At 56.0% G+C, this 23968-nt stretch carries 25 protein-coding genes and 1 pseudogene; 7 read left to right on the plus strand and 19 right to left on the minus strand.

The genetic code is table 11. The annotated features are described in order from the left end of the window. Positions 1 to 13 precede the first annotated feature (13 nt). The gene (locus ACIGGE_RS16030; protein ID WP_397491086.1) at positions 14 to 2110 is read left to right on the plus strand and encodes a malate synthase G; all 2097 of its coding nucleotides are present in this window, start codon (positions 14 to 16) and stop codon (positions 2108 to 2110) included. An 81-nt stretch (positions 2111 to 2191) separates the two neighbouring features. Here ACIGGE_RS16030 and ACIGGE_RS16035 read toward each other — a convergent pair whose 3' ends face one another. From ACIGGE_RS16035 to ACIGGE_RS16070, 8 genes are all read right to left on the minus strand, one after another. Then, positions 2192 to 2407, minus strand: a complete 216-nt coding sequence (locus tag ACIGGE_RS16035; RefSeq protein ID WP_196845741.1) for a hypothetical protein — start codon at positions 2405 to 2407, stop codon at positions 2192 to 2194. A gap of 90 nt (positions 2408 to 2497) precedes the next feature. Beyond that, positions 2498 to 2710: a cold-shock protein gene (locus ACIGGE_RS16040; protein ID WP_103024320.1), complete on the minus strand. Its 213-nt coding sequence runs from the start codon at positions 2708 to 2710 to the stop codon at positions 2498 to 2500. Positions 2711 to 2957: 247 nt separating this feature from the next. Then, a complete protein-coding gene (locus tag ACIGGE_RS16045; RefSeq protein WP_397491087.1) occupies positions 2958 to 3731 on the minus strand; it encodes a hypothetical protein in 774 nt (257 codons plus the stop codon). Between the two features lie 40 nt (positions 3732 to 3771). Continuing rightward, positions 3772 to 4446, minus strand: a complete 675-nt coding sequence (locus ACIGGE_RS16050) for a hypothetical protein (RefSeq protein ID WP_196845743.1) — start codon at positions 4444 to 4446, stop codon at positions 3772 to 3774. Between the two features lie 493 nt (positions 4447 to 4939). Beyond that, positions 4940 to 5089 (minus strand): hypothetical protein, encoded by a 150-nt coding sequence (locus ACIGGE_RS16055; RefSeq protein ID WP_397489127.1) that lies wholly within the window; start codon positions 5087 to 5089, stop codon positions 4940 to 4942. Positions 5090 to 5262: 173 nt separating this feature from the next. Beyond that, positions 5263 to 5631, minus strand: coding sequence for a cupin domain-containing protein (locus tag ACIGGE_RS16060; RefSeq protein WP_397491088.1), 369 nt, complete (start codon positions 5629 to 5631; stop codon positions 5263 to 5265). A gap of 91 nt (positions 5632 to 5722) precedes the next feature. Next, the gene (locus ACIGGE_RS16065) at positions 5723 to 5923 is read right to left on the minus strand and encodes a hypothetical protein (RefSeq protein ID WP_397491089.1); all 201 of its coding nucleotides are present in this window, start codon (positions 5921 to 5923) and stop codon (positions 5723 to 5725) included. Between the two features lie 116 nt (positions 5924 to 6039). Continuing rightward, positions 6040 to 6708 (minus strand): glutathione S-transferase family protein, encoded by a 669-nt coding sequence (locus tag ACIGGE_RS16070; protein WP_397491090.1) that lies wholly within the window; start codon positions 6706 to 6708, stop codon positions 6040 to 6042. A gap of 715 nt (positions 6709 to 7423) precedes the next feature. Between ACIGGE_RS16070 and ACIGGE_RS16075 the strand changes: the two genes are divergently transcribed. Next, the gene (locus tag ACIGGE_RS16075; protein WP_397491091.1) at positions 7424 to 8089 is read left to right on the plus strand and encodes a hypothetical protein; all 666 of its coding nucleotides are present in this window, start codon (positions 7424 to 7426) and stop codon (positions 8087 to 8089) included. An 83-nt stretch (positions 8090 to 8172) separates the two neighbouring features. Here the strand turns inward: ACIGGE_RS16075 and ACIGGE_RS16080 are convergent, their stop codons facing one another. From ACIGGE_RS16080 to ACIGGE_RS16095, 4 genes are all read right to left on the minus strand, one after another. Then, positions 8173 to 8871, minus strand: coding sequence for a glutathione S-transferase family protein (locus tag ACIGGE_RS16080; RefSeq protein WP_397491092.1), 699 nt, complete (start codon positions 8869 to 8871; stop codon positions 8173 to 8175). Between the two features lie 87 nt (positions 8872 to 8958). Continuing rightward, positions 8959 to 9510: a cation diffusion facilitator family transporter gene (locus ACIGGE_RS16085; RefSeq protein ID WP_397491093.1), complete on the minus strand. Its 552-nt coding sequence runs from the start codon at positions 9508 to 9510 to the stop codon at positions 8959 to 8961. Between the two features lie 587 nt (positions 9511 to 10097). Next, a complete protein-coding gene (locus ACIGGE_RS16090; protein WP_196845750.1) occupies positions 10098 to 11042 on the minus strand; it encodes a hypothetical protein in 945 nt (314 codons plus the stop codon). Then, positions 11039 to 11551: a hypothetical protein gene (locus tag ACIGGE_RS16095; protein ID WP_397491094.1), complete on the minus strand. Its 513-nt coding sequence runs from the start codon at positions 11549 to 11551 to the stop codon at positions 11039 to 11041. Before ACIGGE_RS16095 ends, ACIGGE_RS16090 begins: the two co-directional genes overlap by 4 nt. Positions 11552 to 12563: 1012 nt before the next feature. On the opposite strand from ACIGGE_RS16095, the gene ACIGGE_RS16100 reads away from it, so the two are divergent. The 4 genes and pseudogenes from ACIGGE_RS16100 to ACIGGE_RS16115 all read left to right on the plus strand — a co-directional run bounded on the left by ACIGGE_RS16100 (position 12564) and on the right by ACIGGE_RS16115 (position 15579). Then, complete coding sequence (locus ACIGGE_RS16100) at positions 12564 to 13343, plus strand: hypothetical protein (RefSeq protein WP_397491095.1); 780 nt, start codon at positions 12564 to 12566, stop codon at positions 13341 to 13343. A 106-nt stretch (positions 13344 to 13449) separates the two neighbouring features. Then, positions 13450 to 13506, plus strand: a pseudogene (locus ACIGGE_RS16105) (SEC-C metal-binding domain-containing protein); the annotation flags it as partial. Positions 13507 to 13557: 51 nt separating this feature from the next. Next, positions 13558 to 14436 (plus strand): hypothetical protein, encoded by an 879-nt coding sequence (locus tag ACIGGE_RS16110; RefSeq protein ID WP_397491207.1) that lies wholly within the window; start codon positions 13558 to 13560, stop codon positions 14434 to 14436. A gap of 630 nt (positions 14437 to 15066) precedes the next feature. After that, entirely contained in the window at positions 15067 to 15579 is a 513-nt protein-coding gene (locus ACIGGE_RS16115) for a hypothetical protein (RefSeq protein WP_397491096.1), read from the plus strand. Positions 15580 to 16300: 721 nt separating this feature from the next. Here the strand turns inward: ACIGGE_RS16115 and ACIGGE_RS16120 are convergent. From ACIGGE_RS16120 to ACIGGE_RS16130, 3 genes are all read right to left on the minus strand, one after another. After that, a complete protein-coding gene (locus tag ACIGGE_RS16120; protein WP_397491097.1) occupies positions 16301 to 16678 on the minus strand; it encodes a hypothetical protein in 378 nt (125 codons plus the stop codon). Positions 16679 to 16884: 206 nt separating this feature from the next. Then, entirely contained in the window at positions 16885 to 17067 is a 183-nt protein-coding gene (locus tag ACIGGE_RS16125) for a hypothetical protein (RefSeq protein WP_397491098.1), read from the minus strand. Continuing rightward, positions 17064 to 17720 (minus strand): hypothetical protein, encoded by a 657-nt coding sequence (locus ACIGGE_RS16130; RefSeq protein ID WP_397491099.1) that lies wholly within the window; start codon positions 17718 to 17720, stop codon positions 17064 to 17066. The genes ACIGGE_RS16125 and ACIGGE_RS16130 overlap by 4 nt, the downstream gene beginning before the upstream one ends. A 380-nt stretch (positions 17721 to 18100) precedes the next feature. Between ACIGGE_RS16130 and ACIGGE_RS16135 the strand changes: the two genes are divergently transcribed. Then, the gene (locus ACIGGE_RS16135) at positions 18101 to 18991 is read left to right on the plus strand and encodes a hypothetical protein (RefSeq protein WP_397491100.1); all 891 of its coding nucleotides are present in this window, start codon (positions 18101 to 18103) and stop codon (positions 18989 to 18991) included. Positions 18992 to 19079: 88 nt separating this feature from the next. Here ACIGGE_RS16135 and ACIGGE_RS16140 read toward each other — a convergent pair whose 3' ends face one another. Genes ACIGGE_RS16140 through ACIGGE_RS16155 form a run of 4 tightly spaced genes read right to left on the minus strand, consistent with a single transcriptional unit; the run spans position 19080 to position 23950 of the window. Then, positions 19080 to 19346 (minus strand): hypothetical protein, encoded by a 267-nt coding sequence (locus ACIGGE_RS16140; RefSeq protein WP_397491101.1) that lies wholly within the window; start codon positions 19344 to 19346, stop codon positions 19080 to 19082. Between the two features lie 52 nt (positions 19347 to 19398). Beyond that, positions 19399 to 19638: a hypothetical protein gene (locus tag ACIGGE_RS16145; protein WP_196845761.1), complete on the minus strand. Its 240-nt coding sequence runs from the start codon at positions 19636 to 19638 to the stop codon at positions 19399 to 19401. Between the two features lie 26 nt (positions 19639 to 19664). Then, positions 19665 to 23582, minus strand: coding sequence for a hypothetical protein (locus tag ACIGGE_RS16150; RefSeq protein WP_397491102.1), 3918 nt, complete (start codon positions 23580 to 23582; stop codon positions 19665 to 19667). After that, positions 23582 to 23950, minus strand: coding sequence for a hypothetical protein (locus ACIGGE_RS16155; RefSeq protein WP_397491103.1), 369 nt, complete (start codon positions 23948 to 23950; stop codon positions 23582 to 23584). Before ACIGGE_RS16155 ends, ACIGGE_RS16150 begins: the two co-directional genes overlap by 1 nt. Between the last annotated feature and the right edge of the window lie 18 nt (positions 23951 to 23968).

A 23968-nucleotide genomic window follows, 5' to 3' on the forward strand; every position in this document is an offset into this window, starting at 1 on the left:
CCCGAGGAGTTTCATGACACAATACGTAACGCGCGCCGGGATCGAAGCCGACCCCAAGCTTGCCGATTTCATCGAAACCGAAGTGCTTGGCCCGCTGAGCCGCGATGTCGACGGGTTCTGGCAGGGCTTTGCCGCGCTGCTGGAGGAATTCGCGCCGCGCAACGCCGCCTTGCTTGCCAAGCGCGAGGATTTGCAGGCGAAGATCGATGCCTGGCACGGCGAGCAGGCGGGCAAGCCGCACGATGGCGGCGCCTATCGCGCATTCCTGCAGGAGATCGGCTATCTCGTCCCCGTGCCGGGTGATTTCACCATCGGCACGCAGAACGTCGATCCCGAGATCGCGACCATGGCGGGGCCGCAGTTGGTGGTTCCGATCCTCAATGCACGCTTCCTGCTCAATGCCGCCAATGCGCGCTGGGGCAGCCTGTACGATGCGCTTTACGGCACCGACGTGCTGGATGCGCCGCCTGCGAAGCCGGGCGGCTACGACGAGGAGCGCGGGTCTGCGGTGATCGCCGAAGGGCGCAGGCTGCTCGACGAGATCGTGCCGCTCGCCAGCGGGGGCTGGGCCGATCTCGCAGACCTCGATGCCATCGAACTCGCCGATCCGGCACAGCACATCGGCAGGACGGATCGCGGGCCGCTGTTCCGGCATAACGGGCTGCATATCGAACTGGTCGTCGACCCCGACAGCCAGGTCGGCAGGACGGACCGGCTCGGCATCGCGGATATCGTTTTCGAAGCCGCGCTGACGACGATCGCGGACTGCGAGGACTCGGTCGCGGCAGTGGATGCCGAGGACAAGCTCGTCGCCTATCGCAACTGGCTGGGCATCATGCGCGGCGACCTGTCGGAGAGTTTCGAAAAAGGCGGGCGCACCGTCACGCGCGAACTCGCCAGCGATGTGGTCTGGACCGACGACAAGGGAGCACAGCATTCGCTGCCCGGCCGCAGCCTGATGTTCGTGCGCAATGTCGGGCATCTGATGACCAACCCGGCGATGCGCTGGGACGGTAAGGAAATCCCCGAAGGCATCATGGATGCCGTCGTCACCAGCGCGATCGGCGCGCAGGACGTTGCTAAGCTGGGCCGCCATGGCAATTCGCGCTGCGGCAGCATCTACATCGTGAAGCCCAAGATGCATGGGCCGGAAGAATGCGCTTTCACCAACGATCTGTTCGATGCGGCGGAGGATTTGCTGGGGCTCGAACGGCACACGATCAAGGTCGGCGTGATGGACGAGGAACGGCGCACATCGGCCAATCTCGCCGCCTGCATCCATGCGGTGAAAGACCGGATCGTCTTCATCAACACAGGCTTCCTCGACCGCACGGGCGACGAAATCCACACCTCGATGCGGGCGGGGCCGATGATGCGCAAGGGGGCAATGAAGAACTCCGCCTGGCTCAAGGCCTATGAGGCGCGCAATGTCGGGATCGGTCTGGAATGCGGCCTGTCGGGCAGGGCACAGATCGGTAAGGGCATGTGGGCCGCGCCCGATCAGATGGGGCAGATGATGATCGAGAAGATCGGGCATTTGCGCGCCGGGGCGAACACGGCCTGGGTGCCGAGCCCGACCGCCGCGACGCTGCACGCGATCCATTATCACCGTGAGGACGTGTTCGAGATACAGAAGGGCCTGCCCGCCGCGGCAAAGCTGGACGAATTGCTGACCATTCCGCTGGCGGACAGCACGAACTGGTCGCAGGACGAAATCCGCGAGGAACTGGACAATAATTGCCAGGGATTGCTGGGCTATGTGGTGCGCTGGATCGATCAGGGCGTCGGCTGTTCCAAGGTCCCGGACATCAACGATGTCGGCCTGATGGAAGACCGCGCGACGCTGCGCATTTCCAGCCAGCATATCGCCAACTGGCTGCTGCACGGCGTGATTTCCGAGGAGCAGGTGATGGACAGCCTGCGGCGGATGGCCGCCAAGGTCGACGGCCAGAATGCTGGCGATCCCTTCTACCGGCCGCTGCTGGAAAACGAGGACGGTCCCGCTTTCAGTGCGGCAAAGGATCTGATCTTCAAGGGTGTCGAGCAGCCGAGCGGATATACAGAACCGCTGCTGCATGCCTGGCGCCGGAAAGCGAAGGCGTCGGGGTAGACGCTAACGTCGGCTAACGGGGCGGGCCGTGTGCCGGAAGTAAGCTTCCAGCTGACGCGCTCCGGCCCGATAGGGCGCCTGTTACTGGCTGGCGCTTTCGGCCAGTTGGCGGGCGGCGAGGCGTTCGCTCTCGTGCCTTTCGCGGTCCGCTTTCACCTTGCGGGCCTGATTGGCCAAGCCGCGCCAGGTCTTTTCAGCGCGAAGGCTGCGTTCCTTGACGTTGTCGAGCGTGGCCGCTTCTGCTTCGACGGCAGCTTCGCGGGCACGGGTATCGTAGAATTCGAATGTCTGGCTCATGATAGCGCTCCGCAAAGTGTGGTCATAGGGTAGGGTGCCCCTTCCGCGTGCAGGGTCGCACGAGCACGCGGAAGAGACCTTGGCAGGTGCTTAGTCGGCAGCCGACAGATTGATCGCACTGGCCTTGCCATTACGGCCGGTTTCGACTTCGTAATTAAGGCGCTGGTCCTTATCGAGCGAGTTCATGCCAGCAGCCTGTACGGCGCTGATGTGAACGAAGCTGTCGTCCGAACCGTCGTCGGGCTGGATGAAGCCGTAGCCCTTGTCGGTGTTGAAGAATTTTACGGTTCCGGTCTTGCTCATGATAGTTCCTTTCAAGAACGCATGGGGTTGCCCCGCCGCAGCATGCGGCAAGGTCGTGCTTAGAATCGTCCGATGAAAGGAAGTCGTCGTCTGGTTTGCGCCGGGGCTATCGAAAGCAAGCGGCGGTCGTCAAAATCCGAAGTCCGTCGCATAATTCGACGTCAGCAACTGCGTTGTAGCACGGGCGGGCCGGATTACCTAATTTTCAATTCCCGGGCCTGGATCGGCGGCGGGATACGAGCAGCCGTCAGAAGCGCCGCTGCTCGTTATCCACCGTGTCGCAAGTGCCGGAAAAAGCATAATCGGAGGCGCCCCGGATAGAGATGCGTCCGCTTCTGCGGTCGATCGAAAGCCTGGGCTTGTTGAGCCCGTTGAGACGATATTGCGCCGTGATCGTGTCGCGCGTGGCGACGACCGCGTCGAGATTCCACCAGCCATCCTGACCGCGCGAGTGGAGCGGCGGGATGAGTTTCTTGGGAAGCCGGATCCGGCCGCCCCCGTCCCACAACTGGATGCTCACGGATGCATCGAAGTCTTCGGCGGCGAGTTCCGTGCGATTGCCGTAGGTATAACGCTCCTTCTTGTCGTCCCAGGTGTAGCCGTACTTCGTCGCGAGCTGCGGCCGCTGGCCTTCGCCAAAACATACCAGGCCGAGGTTCGAAGCTGCTGCATCGGGATCCGAGGGGACTGGCATGGGGCGGACCGGTCTGTCCGGAAGAGTGGTCGGGCGAGTCTGGGCCTGGCCGCAATCCGGCGCGGGCGAGGGGGTGATTGCCTCGTAGTGGCCGTTGACCGTCGATACCGTTATGCAAACCTGCGTTCGTGGGTTCCACCAATAGGTCCACACGCGATCGTCACCTGTCTGACCGCGAACGTAATCGTAGCCGCGCGCTTCCAGCTGCGTCTCCCCGCCTGCTGCGCGGGCGCCGACCAGATCCGCGATGTCGGGAGGAGCCTGAGCCTGGCTGGGTTGAGCCGACACAAGCGCCGATAGCGAGACAAATGCAATTGCGAGTCGCATGCGCATCTCCTGTCACGATGACCGCTAAAGTGTATCACCACTAGGTGAAAAGCCAAGCCAGCCCGATGGCAGTGCAAATACCTACGGCAAAAGCGGCTGCCGCTCTTCCGGTCGCCTTTAGCCACCCGCAATGTAGGCGCCGGCGCAGCCAGCGGATTTCAAGCGCCAGGAACAGCAGTAGCGCAACGACAATCAGAAGCTGCGCGGCCAGTCTTGGCCCCTCGCCAGTGTTCGACGAGAGTATGGAGGTGCACACGCCCAGCGTCAGCGCCAGGGCAGCCACGGGGTAGCATTGTGCATAGAAGGGAGCCTGAAGGCCCTTGCGGGTCATCCGCCTTTTCCGTCCGCCGACCTGGCTTACGGCAAAGGCCATCGGGATGAGCGAGAAAACGGCCAGACGCAGGAGCAGGAACGAGGTATCGTCCTGGATCAGGCTCGCCAGGCCTGCCTGATCCGCGACGAATGTGTTCGTGCCGGAGTCGACCGACATGGAAATGGCCTGGGTGATCAGTATCGCGAGAAGCAGGAACAGTGGCGGACTGAGCGCATCCTCATATTGCTGTTCTTCGGGATCATGCAGTTCGCTGTCCGCATACTCCATCATCGTGATGGGCTGCGTAAGTGTTCGCCAGAGCGTGAGCGGGAAGAAGACCAGCCAGCTCATCACCTCGTAGAGAAGTTCATCGAGCGACTTCAGAAGCTGCATGAAATGCATAGGCGCCTCCCGCATGTGACAGAGGTACCTTATGCGCGAATTTCAAGCGGCTCGGCAATGAGGTTGTTTCCGCACACACGAAAACATCCGGCGGCGAGCCCGGACTGTAATGCCTATAGAACAAGATCACGCGGCCGGGGCGAACCTTGCGCGAGACGCGCGGCGTAGCCCGGGAGCGGGATGGCGGTGGCCGGGACGTGTCGGCGCGGTTCGCGTGGCTGCCTGCCGGGCCTCGTGCGACGGGGCGGTAAAGCCGCCTCGCACGGATATTTCATGCACTGCCGTAGCCTTGAGGCGGCAGGGCATGAACACGAACCTGAACCCCGATTATACTCGAGTGCGACATGGGCAATCGGTGCGACGGGGAGGGTTCGCCTTACAAAGCGTGGAGCCCCTGCCGCTGTCCGCGCGGGCGAAAGGGCCCCGCAACCGCTATCGTACTGCCTGCCGCATCCGGTGAAGGAGGAGAGGTGTCCTTGCGATCCGGATGAGGTCATCCGATCCCGATCTGGACGCCCGCGCCTTTCGCACCGGCCGCGTCGCCCTTCCGGACACCGCCGTCGCGGGCCATGGGGGCAAGGAAGGGGGTGCACCAGCTTTCGCGCCCTCCCGATCCGGCGGGGTCTATGCCGAAAAGATGCATGAAAGTCAAGTATTTAGCGAGAGAATAGGATTGTTCGAGAGGGGGTCCTACGGCTGGTGGCGGGGACGGCTGCGGTCATCGGCGAGAGGGCGATGACGCGCCGCGTAAGGCTGGATTCCCGCCTGCGCGGGAATGACGAGGGCGGGTGTGGGACGGAGTAGGCAGCCGTACGGCTATTGGCCGAGCTGTTCCTGAAGGCTGCGGGTGCGCGATGTGATCTCTTCACCAGTATGCTTTGTTGCAGCTGGCTCGATCAGCAGCACCCAGCATTCCTCCCGCGCGACAGGATTGTGGCGGACGCCGCTGGGTACGGTCAGGAAGTCGCCCTGCTCGAGATCGACGGCTTCGTCCTCAAACTCTATTCGAAGCGATCCTTTGACGATGTAAAAGAGCTCGTCCTGCCCCTCGTGCGCATGCCACACGAATTCCCCCTTGAGCTTTGCGACCTTGAGAAGCTGATCGTTGACCTGACCGATCACCTTGGGCGACCAGTATTCCGACACCCGGTCGAATGCGGCGGCAAGCGTTGTCGGCGATAGCATTCAAACCTCCGGGATTACGCAGGCTCGAAACCGGATCGCGCCCTGGCTCATGATCATACACGCCGGTCTTGCGGCAGCAGGTGGACGGCTGTCACTGCTTAGCTTTGGAGCCGATGACCTTTCGAAACCGCTCAGCCTGAGCCTTTGCGTTATCAATGGCCTCTTCCGAGCAATCTGCTTCTGCCAGATCATCGAGCTCGTCTGCGGCTCGTTTCACCAAGCCTTTAAGCGCGAGTTTTTCCTGCTCGGCATTCTTCAACTGATGACGAAGCTCGCGCTTTTCCTGATCCATTTGCACAAAATAAAATAGTATTTCTCGTTACACAAGAGCGACTGCTTTTGGGGTGGGAAGCGGACTTGACTGGGCGACGCAAGCGGGGCTCACTTTCCCGTAGACCAAACGCGAAATCAGAGCGGCCTATAAGAACCTCTGAGGTCGTCAAATGGAACCATTGCATTCTGTTGGTAGGCTGTCCGCTGTTGGAGTTTCTCATAATAGTCCCGCAACATTGGAAGGTCGGGACGGTCCCAATCCAGACTGAAATAGCGATGGAGGATGTGGCCACATGCAATATCGGCGAAAGTAAAGTGATCCCCTCCCACCCACTCTCTACCCCGCAGAAATCCCTCGAAAATTTTAGCTAGAGGAATGAGGTTTTCGATGGCTGCTGCCAAGAATGCAGGATCGCGAGTGGCAGGTGACATTCGAACTTCGTACACGAATATCCTTAGAACTCCTTCGGCAAAGGTATTCTTGCCCCACTCGGCAATAGCGTCGAGTGAAGCGCGGGATCGAGGACAAGCCGGCCAGAACGTTTCGCTGCCGTATCCGGCACCAAGGTAGCGCAATATCGCTGCGCTTTCGAACATAGTAACAGGACCATCCTGCAAAACGGGAACTCTGCCCATCGGGTTCATAGCTAGGTAAGCAGGAGTATTGGTCGTCTTAAACCCGTGCCCATAGTCCAAACGTTCGAAATCGACACCGATCTCATTGATAGCCCACATGACGAGTTGCACACTACTCGAATTGCGACGCCCAAGAATAGTTATCATCAAAGCGATCCAATCGTTCATGCACGATGCCGAGGCAGCGAGCGTCGAATCATAGTTCGGATATATCTCATGTGGAAAGTCTGTAATGGGGTCGTTGGCAGCTGGACCGCTTTAGTCGTGCGTGCTCGATTATCATACGGTGGACTTTTGGGCGCTGTGCGAATGGCCGTAGTGTCTGCAATTGGAGTGGGAAACCGAAATGATCTGTCGCGCTATTCTAATGTATTGCCTGCCGAGGGACGTACTTGCTCGCACTTCTGCGATCATTTAGTTCGTGCTGCTCCATGGTTGAAATCGAAAAAATCCTCTCGCGCGGAATTCTCTCGGCCGAAGTATTAGCCATTTGCAGAAGCGTTTGCTCACTAACTTGCGCGCACCACTCTTTCGACATGGTCGGAGCGAGCAAATGGAAGTTGGAAAAGTTGGACCTCAAGCCAGGCGATCGCGTGACGTTAAAAGTACGACGACCCTATCCGCGACCGGGTGAACAGTTAGTCTCTCGAAGGATCGTCTCTTTCATTTCTACCCATTCCGCTAGCAGCTAATTTACCTGAACATCTCGCTCGAATTGCATGGGCGTTCGCGTGGAAAGGAGCGGCCGCAATGGGGTCGGTTCCGGGCCGGCCACTCTTCGAACAATACTAAAGCATCGCGACTTGAACTGGGAAGCGAACACAGACTGGCAAGCAGGCATCATCATTGACAGCACTTTGCCACCAAGCGAATGAAAATGTGCATGAACTCGCTTCTTTCTTCCGCCGTTCTCTCGGCCGTGCTCGTTGCAATTCCGGAGCCAGCTTCGGTTCCGGTTGAAGAGCTTGGACGCCTGATACTCGAAGAGCGCTCTTCTCAGCCAATCGTGAGCCAGACCCTTTGGCCTCCCCGCATTTTCCGCCCCACTTCCGTCCTACTCCTCAACGAACAGGCGATACGCCAAGGGCTGCCATGTCTGCGAACACAGTGGCGCATCAGGCTGACACCGACCGGGAAGGATAGTGATAAGGAAGTTTGGTGGATCGATAGGAAAAGAGGGGTCCATAACCAACGCCAGATTGGTCCGACAGAGCCTTCGGGCGAATGTCCTGACGAGGGCTATGTCGCCATCTCTGATCATCGCCCCGATGATCTCGACCGAGCGGGGTGGGGTCTTGCTCGCTATCGTGCCTTTCTAAACGATGACGAGGCAATTGATTTTCGTTGCGTAGCTGAGGATGCGTTGTTTCTTGAAGCCTGCTTAGACGTAGAGGGCCTACGCGAAAGGTTTAGCCAGAAACCGCCAACCAATCTTGAGATCAATGATCAACGCGTTTCGATCAACATCGACAGCATGAGCGATGCTGAGATCACCTTCGCCACTCCCCACCGACTGACCGTAAAATTGCATCGTCCCGCACCGTTCTAGCTGCGCACTCAACGTGCCTAGCTACGTCCGCAATGGGGTCGTTATCTGCCCGTCTGCTTCCAGCACGGAACGCTCGAATGCGATCAGTCCCGATCAGGGGCGCCGAGGGGGAAATAGTGGCGATAGGGGCGCGCGTCGTCGATGCAGCGGGCGACCGGGGGCAAGGCGAGGATTTCGGCGCGCAGGGCGGCGACGCGGGGGCAGTCTTCGGGGATGCGCTCGACCCAGTCGGCGTAAAACAGCGCGGGCGCTGCCGCACAGGTGACGAGGCTGACGTGAGGCGGCAGGCTGCGATCGGCCAGCCAGCCTTCGAGCCAGCGATAGGCGCGCAGCAGGCCCGTGCGTCCGAGGTCGAGCTGCTCCAGATCGGGAGTTTGCGCATCGGCGATATAGGCGTTCACCACGAGTTGTGCGGTGCCCATCACGTAATTGTCGAACACCCGGTCCATCATTCGGGCGACGGCAGCCTCTGCCGGATCGGCGAGGATGAGCGGGGCCGGGCCCGGGTGATGGACGGCGAGGTGTTCGACGATCGCGGTCGCCTCGATAATGGTGGCATCGCGGTCCGCCAGCACCGGGAATTTTCCCGCGGGGTGGGCCTTGCGCACGAAATCCATGTTGGCCGGGCCATCGGGGGCGCCGGGATCGACATCGCGAAATTCGAATTCGGTGCCGTTGGCGTAGAGCGGGATCAGCGCTTTCCACGTGTAGGAGCAATCCCATAGAGTTGTATGCGCAAAATCAGTCGTGAATGACTGCTCTTGGGAATTTAAGAACCACAATCAATTGTCCGAAATTGGGGTGGGAAGCGGTATGGCAGCTTTTGAAAACGAGGTTCCGGAAAACCGCCGTTGAGCGAGAAATTATCCTTACTCGCTCTCTATCCGAGCTTTCTTCGCTTCACGAAGAATTTCGAGCGCTTCCTTGACAACGTACAATCCTATCGCTGCGCCAACAACCAGGTCGAAATAGCCGATACTGGTAAGCAGAACCGCAACGCCTGAAGCAATGACGGCAGAGTTAGCTACGATGTCCGCGCGCGTAAAGATCCATGCCGCGCGAATGTGAACCTCGTCCCGCCGCTGCTTACTCAGCAGGCGAAGAACAACAACGTTCACAACCAACGCGACCAGCGCGATAGCGATCATCCAACTGCCTTCGGGCGTTGTCCCGACAATTGCACGTCGGACGACATCCGCAAGAACTCCGATTCCGACGAGCATGAGCAAGCTACCGCTCAGCGTTGCGGCCTTGGCCTTGAAGTTCGCGCTTCGCCCAATTGCTGCCAATGCAATTGCGTATGCGCTTGCGTCGGTTAGCATGTCCAAGCCGTCTGCGATCAGGCCAGTCGACTGAGCGATAATGCCCGCCGTGACTTCGACGATGAACATGATGCCGTTTAAGATCAATGCGATCCACAAGGCACGGCGCTGCTCTTTCGTTTCGACTTCGGTTGGTCCGCACCCACAATCGCTCATAAGTTGCAGATAACCGAGTGTCGCAAAGCCGTAAACACGTGATCCTACGACGATCTAATCTGATAAACGTTGAGATTTGCCATCAGTCTGCCCATAACTCGATCACGACTGGTTACGGCGATTTCATTTGCAACCCATTGTGACTGCACCCTTGGTCGCTTCGAGATTCTGCTTATGGGGGAATGGAGGCTTAAGCTGAAAGGCAGCTTTCAGATTATACTTGCGCCACTCACAGAACGGGAGATCAGGAAAGCGGCTTATTATCAGTTAGTTAAGCCAGTTGTGCAACTGTAGCTTGTTTTATGGGGTCGTTGCCGATTCCAATTTGCGCTTAACTCATTGTATTCTAAGAACAATTATCTGTGAGCGGCAGCTTTTCCCGCTTGTGGCAGCTTTTAGGAATTGCGCGAGGTGAGGGGAATGGCCGATTTGGGGTGGCAAGCTGATGGTCTGCTATCGGTCGATCCGGAACCAATTACGGACATTATGGCGAGCGGGCCGCTAGAGAGCCAGACAGGTGCCCAGCGTAATCATGACATCCAAGAAACGCCCACCGTCTTGATCTTCCACCCGCCCGCGACCGGTTGCAGGGTGTAGCCTTGACCTTCGCCACCAAGATTTCCGGATACTCGCGCACCCTCTGCCACACATCGCTCGTTTCCGTCGCAATCGAGGTTTGCACTTACAAAAACGGCCTCTCTTTCGTCCCGCCGGAGAACCACGCCGCCATCGATCCAACGGCATTCGCTGGCGCGGTATAGCTCGTCGAAACGCTGAGAAAGGCGCGCAAAAAGTTCATTGTCGACTTCGCGCAGGCACGCCGGGGCATTTCTGCGACCCTGGTCGTCGCGTATCTCGGAAAGCACATGCATGAACAGCGCCTCGCGCGGATCATCAACGGCTCGGATGTCTCCCGCTACCGCGCCTCCAGCGTCGGCGTGACGTCTGACGGTGTCGAGAAAGGACGGCGCAGGTGGTGGAGGCGGAGGCGGGCGGTCGTCGGGCGTGTCTTTGCGAGCGGTTTCCACTATCTCGACACTGTGAAGTTGCACCGCATTGCCGGTAGCGCATTCGTCCGGCACAGGCTCATTGGTGAAGTCCGAGATTGGTCGGCGGGTAGGCAGATTGCCACCCCTGCCGCGTAGCGTGTCGCCTTCGGCTATGTGCAGGCCGGACGGCAAAACAACAGTGAGGCCGCGCTCGTCCGCGGGATTGATCATTGTGCCTTCCTCCCACAGGATCACCGCTTCTTCCGGACCTGAACTGAGGTGAAAGCACGGCCCACGGCGAATCAGCGTGCCCGCAGTGCTTGCCTCCATCGCGTCGAGCCTCTTCCGCGTCAGGATTACCGGCCAGTCGTAGAGCTCGGCGCCCGGCAATTTACCGTCCGGCACTCCCGGCACGTCCAGCCCATTCGCGCCCTCGCAACCCGCGAGAACGAGTCCTCCGGCAATCAACCAAGCGCAATTTTTCATCGTATCGTAGCCCTCAACGCCACGTCGCCTGACGGCAGATTGAGCATGCCCATCCAGACGCGCCCCAAGCAACTTTCCGGCAAAGGTTCGGAAAGTTCTTCGTTGATACTCTCATCAACCGTTACTGCGCCGCCCTGGAGCTCGATTTCGGTTCCCACAGCCGCAGCGCCGCCAGTTCTCGGATCTCGAATACGGCGCGTCCGAGCGTCCCATCTGGTGCCGGCCGCCCATACCACCGGATAGGCGAAGTTGCCGTTGTCTACCCGCAGGCAGCCATCGGAAAACACGAGCGATCCGGTGATGGAGGATAGCATGGGAGGCATCTGTCGACTCAGTGCGGAAACAGCGAACGGCGCATTATCGCCATTTTCCGATTCCGCCTTCGTTTCATGCGGCTCCTGGCCGCTCGGATTTTTGAGCCCGTCTGAACAGCTCGCCAGGTTAATCGCTACAGCGATCCCAATTAGCATCTGAATTGGTCCGTTCGGCATGATAGTTGAACCGAACATGAGACCCGCTGTTCCCGTTGGCGCATCCGGCCCAACGGTCAGCTTTCCACTCAGTTCTCACGAATACGGTCCAGCTAATTCGAATGACCGATAAGGGGTCGTTTCCTGACCGTCTGCTATTGTAGCAGCGAATTGATCGATGTGAGGGACATTGTCTGTCCAGCAGTGTCGAGGAATATCTTTCGTCCGTATTCCTCAAAACGATCATGGATCATCACCTGAAAATCGCCCGACAGGTCGGTCGGAAAGATGATTGCTCATTCCAATGGATTGAACGTGTAGACCGCGGCTGTTCCATCGTCCTATACCGGTTGACCTCATCGCTGAGATAGGTCCGGATGTCCGATTGAGGAAGCTTGCCCTGCCGCCAAGGGAAGCTTGAAACGGCAGGGCTACACCATCAGTTCGAATCGAAAAACTGAAGGCGCAGGGCCAGTTCGACACCAGCCCCTCGAATGAATATCATTGGCAAGTGCTTGATCCTAGCGAGCCTGAGCACGTCATTCGGGGAGCACTGTGACTATTCCGAAGGGTGCTGGTGCCCAGTCGAACTAAGGAGGTAGGCCAGACTGGGTGCACCATTTGAACAAGTTGAAGGCTCTATAGCGCAAGGCATACGGAATTGCCTCACCAGCATCGCTTTGAACAGCCGTTCCTGCACAACGTTCCTCAGCGTGCCTTCTCAGTGCTTGCTTAACTAGATTTCGCGGTGCTGGTGCCCTGCCGCTCTATGAAGGCAGATGCGACAGGGCGCATCATCGAACGGGTCGCTAGTGTCGATGATGCAAGGTGATTGGGACAACCCCACCAGCATCAGCTGAACAAATGTTCATCTAGTCTGTTCCTCAGCGTCAGGCGCAAACCGCCAAACCCGACATTTTATCAATGGCGAAGGCGTCGCCGGTTTTCAGGTTGTCTTGTCCTCGATAAACCTACGAGAACAGTTGCCCACTCATTAGCAGGTCTTGGGCTAGCACTTTTCTTGCGCTGTACGGCGGCATAGATTATTTCGATGACCTTTCCAGACAACATGACTCGGCTTTACGCAGGCGAGGAAGCTCTCCGAACGGAGTCACTGCGGCGCATTGGGGAGATACCCAACCTTGCGTCGCATCTGCATATGATTGAGCAGGCTATGAACCTCTTTCAAGCATTGCTCCCTGAGAAGGACAATCCTGATGACGATCAACTGACATTAGGAAATCTCGGTATCCGCTGCTTTAATGCGTTGGCGTCGTGCGCGAAGTTATCGCTTTCAGGCTACTATCAGGCGGCAGCGATCCACATCCGTGATGTTCTAGAGGTTGCTTTCCTGCTTGATTACTTCACGTCTGATGCCGCACTGGTGACACAATGGCGTACGCTATCGGATCGAGACCGCAAGAGGCAGTTCTCCCCTTTGGTGATCCGCCAAGCTCTTGATGATCGCGACCAATTCACGGGACAGAAGCGAAGAGCAGCCTACGAGCAGCTTTGCAAACTGGCTGGGCATGCAACGCCCGAGGGGGCAGTGATGCTTGCTCCAAACCCGAACGAAAAAACCGTCCATTGTGGACCTTTTTTAGAAATCACGGCGCTCCAAGCCGTTCTTTCGGAGGCCGCACTTACCTCTGTTCAGGCAGCTGGTTCATTCCGACTGCTGATGAAAGCCGATGACCTTGAGGCGCATGGGGTCCGTCTGAATTTCATGCACGCTGAAGCGGAATGGCTGAAGCAGTTCTTCGGACATGAGCCAAACCACGCATATCTGTCCGAGCTATGCGACTTGTACTCGAAAGCGCAGCAAGAGTAGCGCGCCAGTGGTGGGTGGCTGAGCGGACAAACTCTCGCAGTTTCTCCTAGGAGGCTGTTAGGAAAGGTGGCATCCGAGGGCTCAATGGGTGAGATTTGAGTTCTAGATGAGAAATAGCTTGTGTTCTTGCGGAAGCGGTAAGCGCTACAAGCACTGTCATGGCTCGTTATCGACTGCGCCAGACCCTGACCGGCACATTAGCGATGAAAGCATTATGAATGCGCTAAAACGCGCAGATGATGAGGGCATTCGACTTGGTGAAGAACCCTCAACACGGACCTTGTCAAACGTTCAGCGAGCGTTGCGGGAGTTTGGACACGAGAATTACATCCTAGCAGGCTTTGGCGCCCCTCCGATTGTTGAGCGTGCCATTAGCATCAATGAACTTCTCTTCGTTCCGAGGGAATTGCAGGTCGGCGGAATGCACTTGGGAGCTTTTTTATTCCGAGACATGTTTTGCCAGCTGTATGCTCCGGTCGGATTTGGACAAGGACGCATCGACTTCTGGCAGATGCTTGATCTGAATGATTTTCAAAAGGGGTGGCTGGCCGAAAGCACTGTTGATCTCGCGCGGTTCAAAGACCAGTCGATCGACATACTTGATTTTGGGTACGGATGGAGTGAGTTTGGTCATCAGCGCACCATCGACCCCCGGGGGAGAGATCTAATTTGGCGGGCGCATGTGCAATTGGAGGCCGCAGCCGCCACGGCAACCAAAGCGTATGATTATCGCGGTACGATCCAGAGTGCATTGCTTGGGACAGAACTGGCCTTAAAGGCTGGTCTAGCCGCACTAGGGGTTTCGAACGAGGAACTTAGTAACCGAAAAGCTATCGGTCATAACCTGCAGGCCGCCACAAAGCGCCTTGCTGAACTCTGCGGTCAATTTGATGGCGATCGTGTCATGCGGGTCGTGTCGACTTTCCCAGACTTCGTGAAAAGCCGCTATACTGCACCCTCGCCGAGCAGGGTAGAAACAGGTGAGATACTAATGGGCGCGCAATATGTGGCATCAGAAGTTACCAGACAGTTTTCCGACCGTGATAGTCGTAGAGATAATTTAGAGCTTGGCGAACGAACTTACCCCGATTGATGCCATTGCTCCGTAGGGGTTGAGATCACCTCACAATTGTTAAGCATTTTGAACTATCTAGCTATTCGAATAGCAATTGGAGTTTCGATATTTTTCGACAAGTGGTACGTCCATTTAGTGTAAATTATTGGGGGATATGATGACACAGTCGGGCAAACTACGATGGTGGTGGCTGGCCATAGTAATTTTAGGAACCTCCAGTACCGCAAATAGTCAGGCGGCACCCGAGGCAATGCAATTCGTCGAATGCGACTTCGAGAAAACTGTTCAGGTATACGGATTTCGGGAAACGCCTAGGTCGGTTGTAGATGGGTTGAACTCTGCGCTCGCTTTGGAAGTATTTGAGGTTTCAGATAGCGCAGTTCGTTTTGCGTACGAGAACCCTTTCCAAGCGATAGCTCTATACGCGATCTGGGATCCTAAGAACGCCGATGCTCCACCCGTAACGGGTCTGACTGTCGAAATTAACCGTCTTACTGGGGGTGGTCAGCTGACTTTCTCTCGTCCGCCGACAGAAGCTGAAAAAGCCGAATGCGGCCGAGACAAAGGCTGGTGCGACGACGACATAACTATCGGTTCAGTTACAGGACAATGCCGAGCAGTGAGCCGACGGTTCTAGGAGTTAATGGCATGCGACATGTAGTATTGGGGTGGGTTATTTTTTGCTTTTCTACCCAAGCAATCGCGGAGAAGCCATGGGACAAATTCTGGCTTTCGCATGGAATTCATCAAGGCATGTCGGAAGATGAGTTTAATCAGACGGCTTCGGATAACCGTTTTACCATAAAGCCTTTGACGCCGGATTCGGCTACGAAGATCGTGAAGACGGCGGAAAAAGAGTACTGGTTGTTATTTTGCGATGGTCGGCTAACTTACGCTTCGTGGATTATCGATACTAACGATGAATTGATAAAATCGCTCAACGAACGGCTGAATAACCAAGGCTTTAAGCTAAAAAGCTACAAAGCCAGTTCGCATTATAATGATGCTAGTTCTGAAGAACAGAATCAGTTTACAATGCGATTGGAAAATCCCGAAAGAGAATACTCCGTGACGTACGACATTTTCAGTAGAAACGGTCAAGTCACCGTTGAGGACACCGCCTTCGACGATACGGCCAACTGTGTCCGCGAAAAATCGTAATGAGCTAACTCAGCCGGGTTAGAGGTAGTCCGGCAATATCCCGTCCTGTTTCCGACAAAGGTAGGTTTTGCCGTTGAACGCCCCTCGCATTTGTCGAACTTTAGTAGCGCACGAAATCGCGCTCATGTTCCAGTCAACGCGCTCTTCACGCCCCCCCTCAACTGAAAAGAATGACCATTCGCCAAGACTAAGCCCAGTTGCAGATGGCCCGTATTTGCGAGCGGCATAGTAGGGGCGCGGGCGGATTACATCGTTCATGTCATTGTTATAGCTCAGCACGAAAGCGCACGGTAGGGCCACCGGTCCTTTCCACAGTTAAGACCATCGCTCAGGGCCAAAGCACGCTACAGGGTTGAAGTCGCGCTTGCCGCACTTCTGACATTTCATGCTCTCCCCTAGGCGATGTAGCTCGGTGCTCCTGCCCATTTTATGAAGCTGAGTGCGTAGCGTTACAGGGTCCACCTTGGCTTCGTGCCCACAGGGGCAGACAAGCCTAAGCCAATAGCCATTGCGTATGAGGTCCGTGAGGCTGTTATTTTTGAATGACGCCATGTTGCGGAACATACTGGCAACATAGCTACGCTGCTAGAGGACAACCCTGTGTAGAAGTTATGGAAAAGGGTGGGAGAAAACTCTCACCCTTCTGTTTGCCGCTCGAGGGATGGACTTTGAGCAGGGCTAACGATGCCTCGGCCCCTTGGTCGAGGTATCGCCTTGAGTGTCAGAAGACCGCTTTAGGGCCGGGCGTATGCGCCAAGCAGTAGCGAGCAAGGTCTTGCTGCATCTGTTCCTTCGTCTGGACCTCGCCATATTCCTGCTCAGTCCACATGCGGTAAAACAAGGCGTCACCCGTTGTCGGGTCTTTGCGATGCCGTGCATTATACGCGAACGTCATTCCCAATAAGGCTGGCCCGTTGTTAGGCCAATGTACTGCGCAGAACGCCAACACAGGGCCATCCGGTGCATCGGCAGCTTCGCGTATGTAAGAGCGCCCAAACTCGTAGATCGCCCTTATGTCCTCGTCGCTGGGGAGGGTGGTCTCACTCACGTGCGGAAAGCGTTCCTCCAATCGGCGGTTGAAATCATCAAGGCCCGCCATGGCAATGGTCCTCTTTGGACCTGAACGCTTTTTATTCACAAGAATGGCCTCCGTATGAGCGAAGGCCATTCTGCGCTAAGGCGCTAGTCTGTCAACCGATCAATCAGGCTGTTCGATATCCCACCGGTTTCCGTTTTAGACGAGAAGCGATCTAGTTAAACTATATCGCACTCTACTAGTACAAAAGCGTGAACCCGGTTGCCAGTTTAATCTAAGCAATCTGGATGTCTACTAGCTACCTCACTGGCGGCATCCGCGAACAGTTTAATAGTCCGGTCTAGTAACTCGATTAGTTCGCCCTTGTAGCCATTCTGGATGGCTTGCAACTTGTCCTTCCGTGCTTGGATTAGAACATCGGCATCTGCGATTAATAGAGCTTCGATCTTCATGCTGCACCTCCCCATTCAAACAGTCCATCATCGTCATTGTCCTCTGACTTTACGCGGTCGATGAAGCTGTTTGCTTGTGCGAGAAGTTCGGCAGTATCTTTGATGTAGGGTTCAGGGTCTAAAATGTCCCCTGCAAAGCCCTGTACGAGCGCAGTAGGGCGAGGGGCGATAAGAAACGTATTGGCATTGCAGCCGTCAACGGCACCAGCGACGCCGATCTGCTGAAGCAGTACGCTTGCCAGGCGGGTGTAACGGTTCGATCTGTTTTCATTGAGGATTGGGTTGGCCAGTGGAAATATGACTGCGAAGCGATTTTCGGTTGGTGACTCCGTATCAATAATCCAATGTGCCAACCCAATGTCTGTTAACTCCGCGAGGACGGAAGCGCGGGCGCTGTCTCTGTATTCGAGTACTAAAGCGCTGTTGAGGCGAATGGCCGACTTGTCGTGCCTTTTTGCACTAAAGCTGGCAAAACTCCAGTAACGCGGCTCTTGTCCCATTGTCTTCAAGCGGAACAAGCAATCCGCCATATAATGTGCCATGGTGTGGACTGATTCAGTATCATCGGCGGCAGGATATTTGCAGGCGTCAATGATATGGTTGGTGCGGTGAATTCGATCAAATCGAGATAGTTCTAATACAGGATAATTCATTGCATTCCCCCGAAAGCGTTTAAGTCAATATATTTATGGACTTAGGGCCAAAATAGGGGTCAAACGAAAAGGGGCGAGGGCGGTTAAATAGCTGGCTGGCGCGTACCAGCCCCCGTTGGCGCTAACGACACTTCCCCCGATTTGTAGCGAAGTAGCCAACGGGGTTATCACTACTCGTGACAGCGCAATTTCCTGTTAACCATGAAAAACGCTTGACGGATTCCAGTTCCGTGATACCTCCTGCTCATCGGTACTAACTCACTGCCGATACTATCTGAGTTTGGGGAGTGTCCCTTCTACTGGATTCGAAGCCAGCTTACTCACCAAGGCGAATAACTCGCCCTGCGCGGTAGCCGTTTGCTACTACTTGTGAGTATGGAATGACTGACACTTCTTTTAGCATCAATGAAATCCAATCTGACCTTGAAGTAACTGCCGACAATCTGGAAAAGACGGTGATGACGTTCCGCGTCTATCAAGACGTAGAGCAGAAAGCTGCCCATGAGCGTGAGCGCCAGTTCACGACGAATGAGCAGAAGAAGCTCTATGATCGACTTGCCCGCGCCTACTGGATTGCTGACCTCATCATGCAGCTTGACGAGAAGGACAAGGCTCCGCTCGATGAGCAGCTAAAGGCCAACTGTTTGCAACGTGATATGCGGCAAAAGAGCAATCCTTGGGTCGCAGTCGTCAATCTGCTTTTCGGGCGAGCGCAGGAGGATGGTTCTCTCAAAATCAACCGATCTGCGTACAAATATGCAGCGGTGTTTCGGGAGTTGAAGCGAAACAAGGTAAAGCCCTTGGATGCTGCCGAGTTCATCAAAAAGTACAAGTTCGATGGTGACACCAAGTTGCTGGCTCTGGAGTTGGCGGACAGGCATTATAGCGGTCTCACTGAAGAGCCTGTGACGAAGAAGGGATCAATCAGCACCCGCACTAATCACGGGTACTCGGCTTACGTCGAAAACGTCGAGCCGTTCGCTGAGATTGGTAAGGAAATCCTCGGTTCGCAAGCGGTCGAGAATGGCGATTATGTCGTTATTTGGGGCGAGTATCGGGACGGTAAGATCAAGCTGTATGGTACCATGCCAAATGCAGTGAATTCCGTTAACCCATACCTAGACAAGCTGAATAGCAATTTCCACGCGCTGGCCAATCAACGGCGCGAGGGGAAGAAGGAAAAGGTGTACAAGCTAGGTCCGCAAGTGACCATCCACACTCTGCCAACAAGGGTGAAGGATGGCTTCTTGAAGGAAACTGCGAAGGCTTAACGAGACTCTATCAAACGCTTTAGTGAGCGGCCCCGTTACGCCTAGGGGTGATAGTAGACTAGGGGCTGGCCGAAAGGTCAGCCCCCTTTTATTTGGATTCGACCTTCACGGTCTGGTGCGCCGGAGTGGGGTTTGCTTTCGGCACCACGGCAAGCTGAAAGCCTATCACACTTAGCGCGCCGATCAACGCGCCGACTAGGGCTGAGCCGATCTTCCAACTAATGCCCGCGCCTTGAACTCCGCCCTTGATTGCAATGCGCCACTCTTCGAGCGCTCTAATGCGCGTTTCATGCCCGTCCTGTCTGCGATCAGTTGCATCATGGCGGTCAAGTAGGTTGCGGAAACCATCGTCCACTCGCTGGTCCAAGCGAATTAGCAGGTCACGCATTTCTGTGTCAGTCTCTGGATTAGTTGGCATGGTCGATTACCTCGATCGTTTGGGCGAGGTCTGAACCAAGCACGGCCTCTTTGACGTTGTTTGCTGTCTCAGGGCCAAAGATACCGAAGGCCACCAACGCGGCGAGAATGATATTCAGGACCGGCCTGCTGAGCAGTATATTTGGAATGACAGTTAGGTAGCCCGCATTCGCTTTGAACCAATCAACGACAGTGCGATATTTGGTCCAGAGTTTGCGCAGCGCTTTCATGCACTTATTTACCTAACAACGTGCCATTATCCCGGTTGGTATGGCACGTTATTGGTCGTCTGCAGGTACTTGAACCAAGCGCTACCGGCACCGCCTGTTACGCCGGTTCCTCGCGCTGTTTCGCTGTCGATTTTCTCTTGGCGGTAGGCAATCGCAACTGCTTCAGCGTCGATGACTTCCTGACTGTTGCGGCCCATGTCGCGAAGCAGGGAAGGGCCAGCTAAAAGCTGATCCATAGCCTGTCCGTCCTTGTCGTAGACATTGCTGCCGGACTTGAACGTATCCCAGCTTGGCGCAGCGTTAGCGCCCTGTGCGGTAGCTACTGCCGCGAAGGTGTGCGGTAGGTTGGCTACGTTGCCACTGGCTGCGGTAATCTGCGCATTCGTCCAGATTGGGCAGAGGTAGTTTTCTGCGCCTGCGTTCACCAGCATACCGCCATTCAAACGGCCTGTGATGCGCTTTTCGTGAATGTCGATTAGCCAATCCAGAACAGCTTGCGCCTTTGCAGACGCACCACGGATTGCGTCATTGAACCCTAGCTTCTCGCCAACCTGTAGCGCCGACAGCCAATAACCGATGTAGAACTCATGCTGGTAGACGCTGTTGCCGTCTGCCAAGCACGGACCGAAGTATTGCGTGGCCGCCATGACCTTCAAATTGGTATCTGCGCCCGAGATCGATGCAGGCGGATTTAGGAATCCAGGGCTGCTCGCGAAGTGCAGATCGTGGAATGCTTCAAAGTCGAACACCACCCAATCGAGGACTTCCTTGCGGCTGTAGAGGCGCGATGAGTTTCTTGAAGCAGTTTTCCAAGCCATCGTAGCGTGGTTGAACTTCCAAGCTGCGCCACGCTCTGCGAACATGGAAGCGTTATCACTGTTCAGGATCGCATTGCGGTAGAGCCTCGACTGATCGAAGAACTTGGTACCTAGCATCGCGAACTCTGGCGTCTGCCAAAGTAGCGAACCCCAATGCGGGAATTGGTGCGCGTGATCGTCGTCAATTTGGTTGGTGCCGAAGATAGGCTTATTAGCTGACGCGCCGCCATAAGGCACTTGGACGGTCAGCGGATTGTAGCCTGTTGCCCATTCGTAAGGGCGGCCACCCTGCGCATAGTAAGCCTTCTCTGCCGGTGTAGATGCTTCGCCAGCGCCATAGTAGTGGTTTCGCATCGTGATACTGCGGTGCGGTGCATTCTTGAACAGCGGTGTTAGGCGACCATTCTCAAAGCAGTGGTATGGATCGCTTGCGTAGCCTGTCAGATAGTCCAGCGCGATTTGCTTCATCGGGCGGTTATCATGTGCGCGAGTTGTGCTTACGTCTCGCGCATAACGAGCCACAGGCTCAGGCATCATTTGACGGTCGTCACGTGTACCGCCGGGGCCTGTAATTGGCGAACGCCCCTGCTGGTTGAATGGCGTGTATTTCAGCCAAACAGCAGCGTTGGGTACCTGTCCTGTCTCGTTGCTGCCGACCTTCCACGGGTTGAGCGTATTCGCGCCAGCTTGAACCACACCATCATAGGTGCTGCTTTCCCAAGGCATCCAGCGGTAGTTCGCGAAGCCGTTTACCTGCGCCTCGCCAAAGATACGCATGTCGCCGCCGTTGACGGAGTAGCCTGTCTGTGAAGCAAACGGCACGGCCAGATCGTAAGTTGGAACAGTGTCCCAGATATGCGACTGCTCGTAAGCTACAGGTTCGTGTGAACGCCAAATAATACCGCTTCTGACGGTGCCCTGCGGGTAATACTTGTTGTCTTCCGTAATGATTGCAACGCCGCGACCGTCCAGCGAACCAGACCAGCATGGATTATCGGCATTGCTGTTCAGGGGTTCGCCATCCGGCTGCTCAATGCGTCCAAGCAAAGTGCCTTCCACATCGTAAATGGCCCACTTGTGCGGGACCATGTAGCTTTCCTTGTTTGAAGGATCACCAAACGGGTTGGCTGGCATTTGGGTTTGGTCCCAATCGTAGCCGAATTGTAGCTGGGTATATTCGCCAATGCGGATGCCTTCGCAGTAGTAATTGATGCCGTTGATGTTTGGCACAGGTCCTTGCGGAAGCACTTCGGTCCATGTGGACTGTGAGCCGTAAAGCGTTGCATCTTCGAAGCGGCAGTTTTGTGCTGCTGGCCTCGTCATAATCAGCTCATTGCTTTGTGGTGCTGCCGTTCCGGTTGACCAGTCCTCAAGTACCACCCTGTAAGCACTGCTAGCCGGGACGGACATTTCGCCAACCACAACTTCAATGTCATAGGTTTGAGTGCCATCGGCGGTGTAGCTTACCGTAACCGGCGCTTGCTCTGTGCTGTATTCTCTAGCGTCAACAACGAGCGCTTCTAGGTCAGCGACACTAATTGCTCCGGCAGCGACATCTTCATACGCGCTGCCCGCCATAGTTTGCCCAAAGGACACGCCAACTCGTTCAACTTCTAGGTTGTTCGTGGCGTCGTTGGTGTTGCTGGCCGAGGCGTTAACCTCAAGCATCATCGCGCGGGTTAGGCGCAGCTTAGTAGGCGTTGGTTTCGACGCGCCGAATTGGACGCCATCGATGTAAAATGTGATGAAGCCGCCGGCACCGTCTGGATTGTCCGTGTACTCGCATTCGTAGAGTTGGTTCGTACCAAGCACCCTAGCTGCGCCAGCATCGCTGTAGATCTTCGTTTCGTTGGCAGTGCCGCGCCCGCAGAAGGCGAACATGGTATTGCCATCCCAGTGCGGGCCGAATTCGAAGCGGCCAATTCCGTAATCGTATAGTGAGCAGATAGGCGGAATGGAGTTCGTTGGAATGACACCCTTGAACGACAATCTGAACGTCGATGGTGTTTCCGTGGTGGCCTCGTCAGCAGTAGGCGGGAAGTCCAGCGCTAGAGGCTGTGACTGTAAGAAGGTGCCCTTGGCTAGACGGATGTTGCCATTGCTTGCTGAAACACCATTGCCGACCACTGTTAGGGTCGTGCTTGGCGAAACTGCCCCGCCAGTTACCGCGTAAGGGTAGCCGGTAGCAGGGGTCGTCCATTGGCTTTGTACGGGTACGATTGTTTCGGTTTGGCGTTCGACCTTGAGAGGGAAGCCATTCGGATAATCAATCGTGAATGAAGAAGTGCTGTTCGCGAGATAGATGCCGAGAGGAAATACCGTACCTGGCGCACCATAAACGGTACCCGAACCCGACAAGTCCGGTTCGACTGGATCAACAGGATCAACTGGATCAACAGGGTCTACAGGATCAACAGGTTCGGTCGCTCCTGTCTTAACCAGTCCAAGCACGATGGCGATGCCTGACGTTGTGCTTTTGGCCCAGATAGCGATGCCCGAATTTGGATCATTGCTTGGGATGGTAACTTGAGCGCTTTCGGTAAGCTCAATGGGCGGATCGCCTTCAGCAACCGGGACGATGAGGTTGATGCCGGTGCCACCAGCAATCTGGCCTTCGTACTCATCTAAGTTCACGATAGCAGCAAAGCCGCCACCGCCTGTACCTTCAAGGCTGTCTAGCCACTCTTGCTCAGTGCCTTCAAAGCCGTTTCGCAGCGCGACTTGATAAGCATCGTCACCGTCCTCGCCTTTTTCGCCATTGGCGCCGTTTACGCCGTTGGTACCGTCGCGTCCGGGCGCCCCTACAAGGGAAGCCAGCCATTCCGCTTCAGTGCCAGCAAAGCCTTCGGCTTGTGCGACTGCAAAGGCACTAATTCCTTCTTGGCCTTTTGGGCCGACGAGCGATGCAAGCCATTCCTGCCTTGTGCCCGTGAAGCCGTTTTGCTGAGCGATCACATAAGCATCTGCACCAGTCAGACCAATTGGCCCCTGTGTACCTCTAGGCCCCTGCATCGCAGTAATGAGAGTGTCACTTCCGTGGACCCCGATCCGCGTTTGGCCGAGCGAGAGAGTGGTGATTACGGCAGCGGTATTACCCGTACCTTTTATGGTTGTCGTGACTGCCATTAGTCCCCCGCGTCTGGTATATTATCTGGCTCGCCAACGTATCCAGTGCGCTTGATAGTGCCTTCCCACAGGACGTAGGGTAGATCGTCTCCCATGTTGGTTTCATCGATCACCGAGAACCGCGATGGCGACTTGGTGAGCATCGCCACTTGTTGACGTTCTAAGACAATTCTTTGCCCCAAAGGATCGTTGGGATCGGGAACCAAAGGCTCTCTGATTGGGTAGGGATTGCCGTCCACTTCGAAGTAGATCGACCAGTCGGAAATATCGACTTGCTCACCGTTCGCGTTCTGCACTTTGTACGGCAGGACAAGTGAGCCGCGCCCATGGACTGCAATAGTCTCTTCTGTGATAGTTTGGTTCGCCATGCCGGTATTTAGTTGGCA

This window comes from Qipengyuania sp. NPDC077410, from assembly GCF_044543405.1.
In the GTDB taxonomy this organism is placed as follows: domain Bacteria; phylum Pseudomonadota; class Alphaproteobacteria; order Sphingomonadales; family Sphingomonadaceae; genus Qipengyuania; species Qipengyuania pacifica.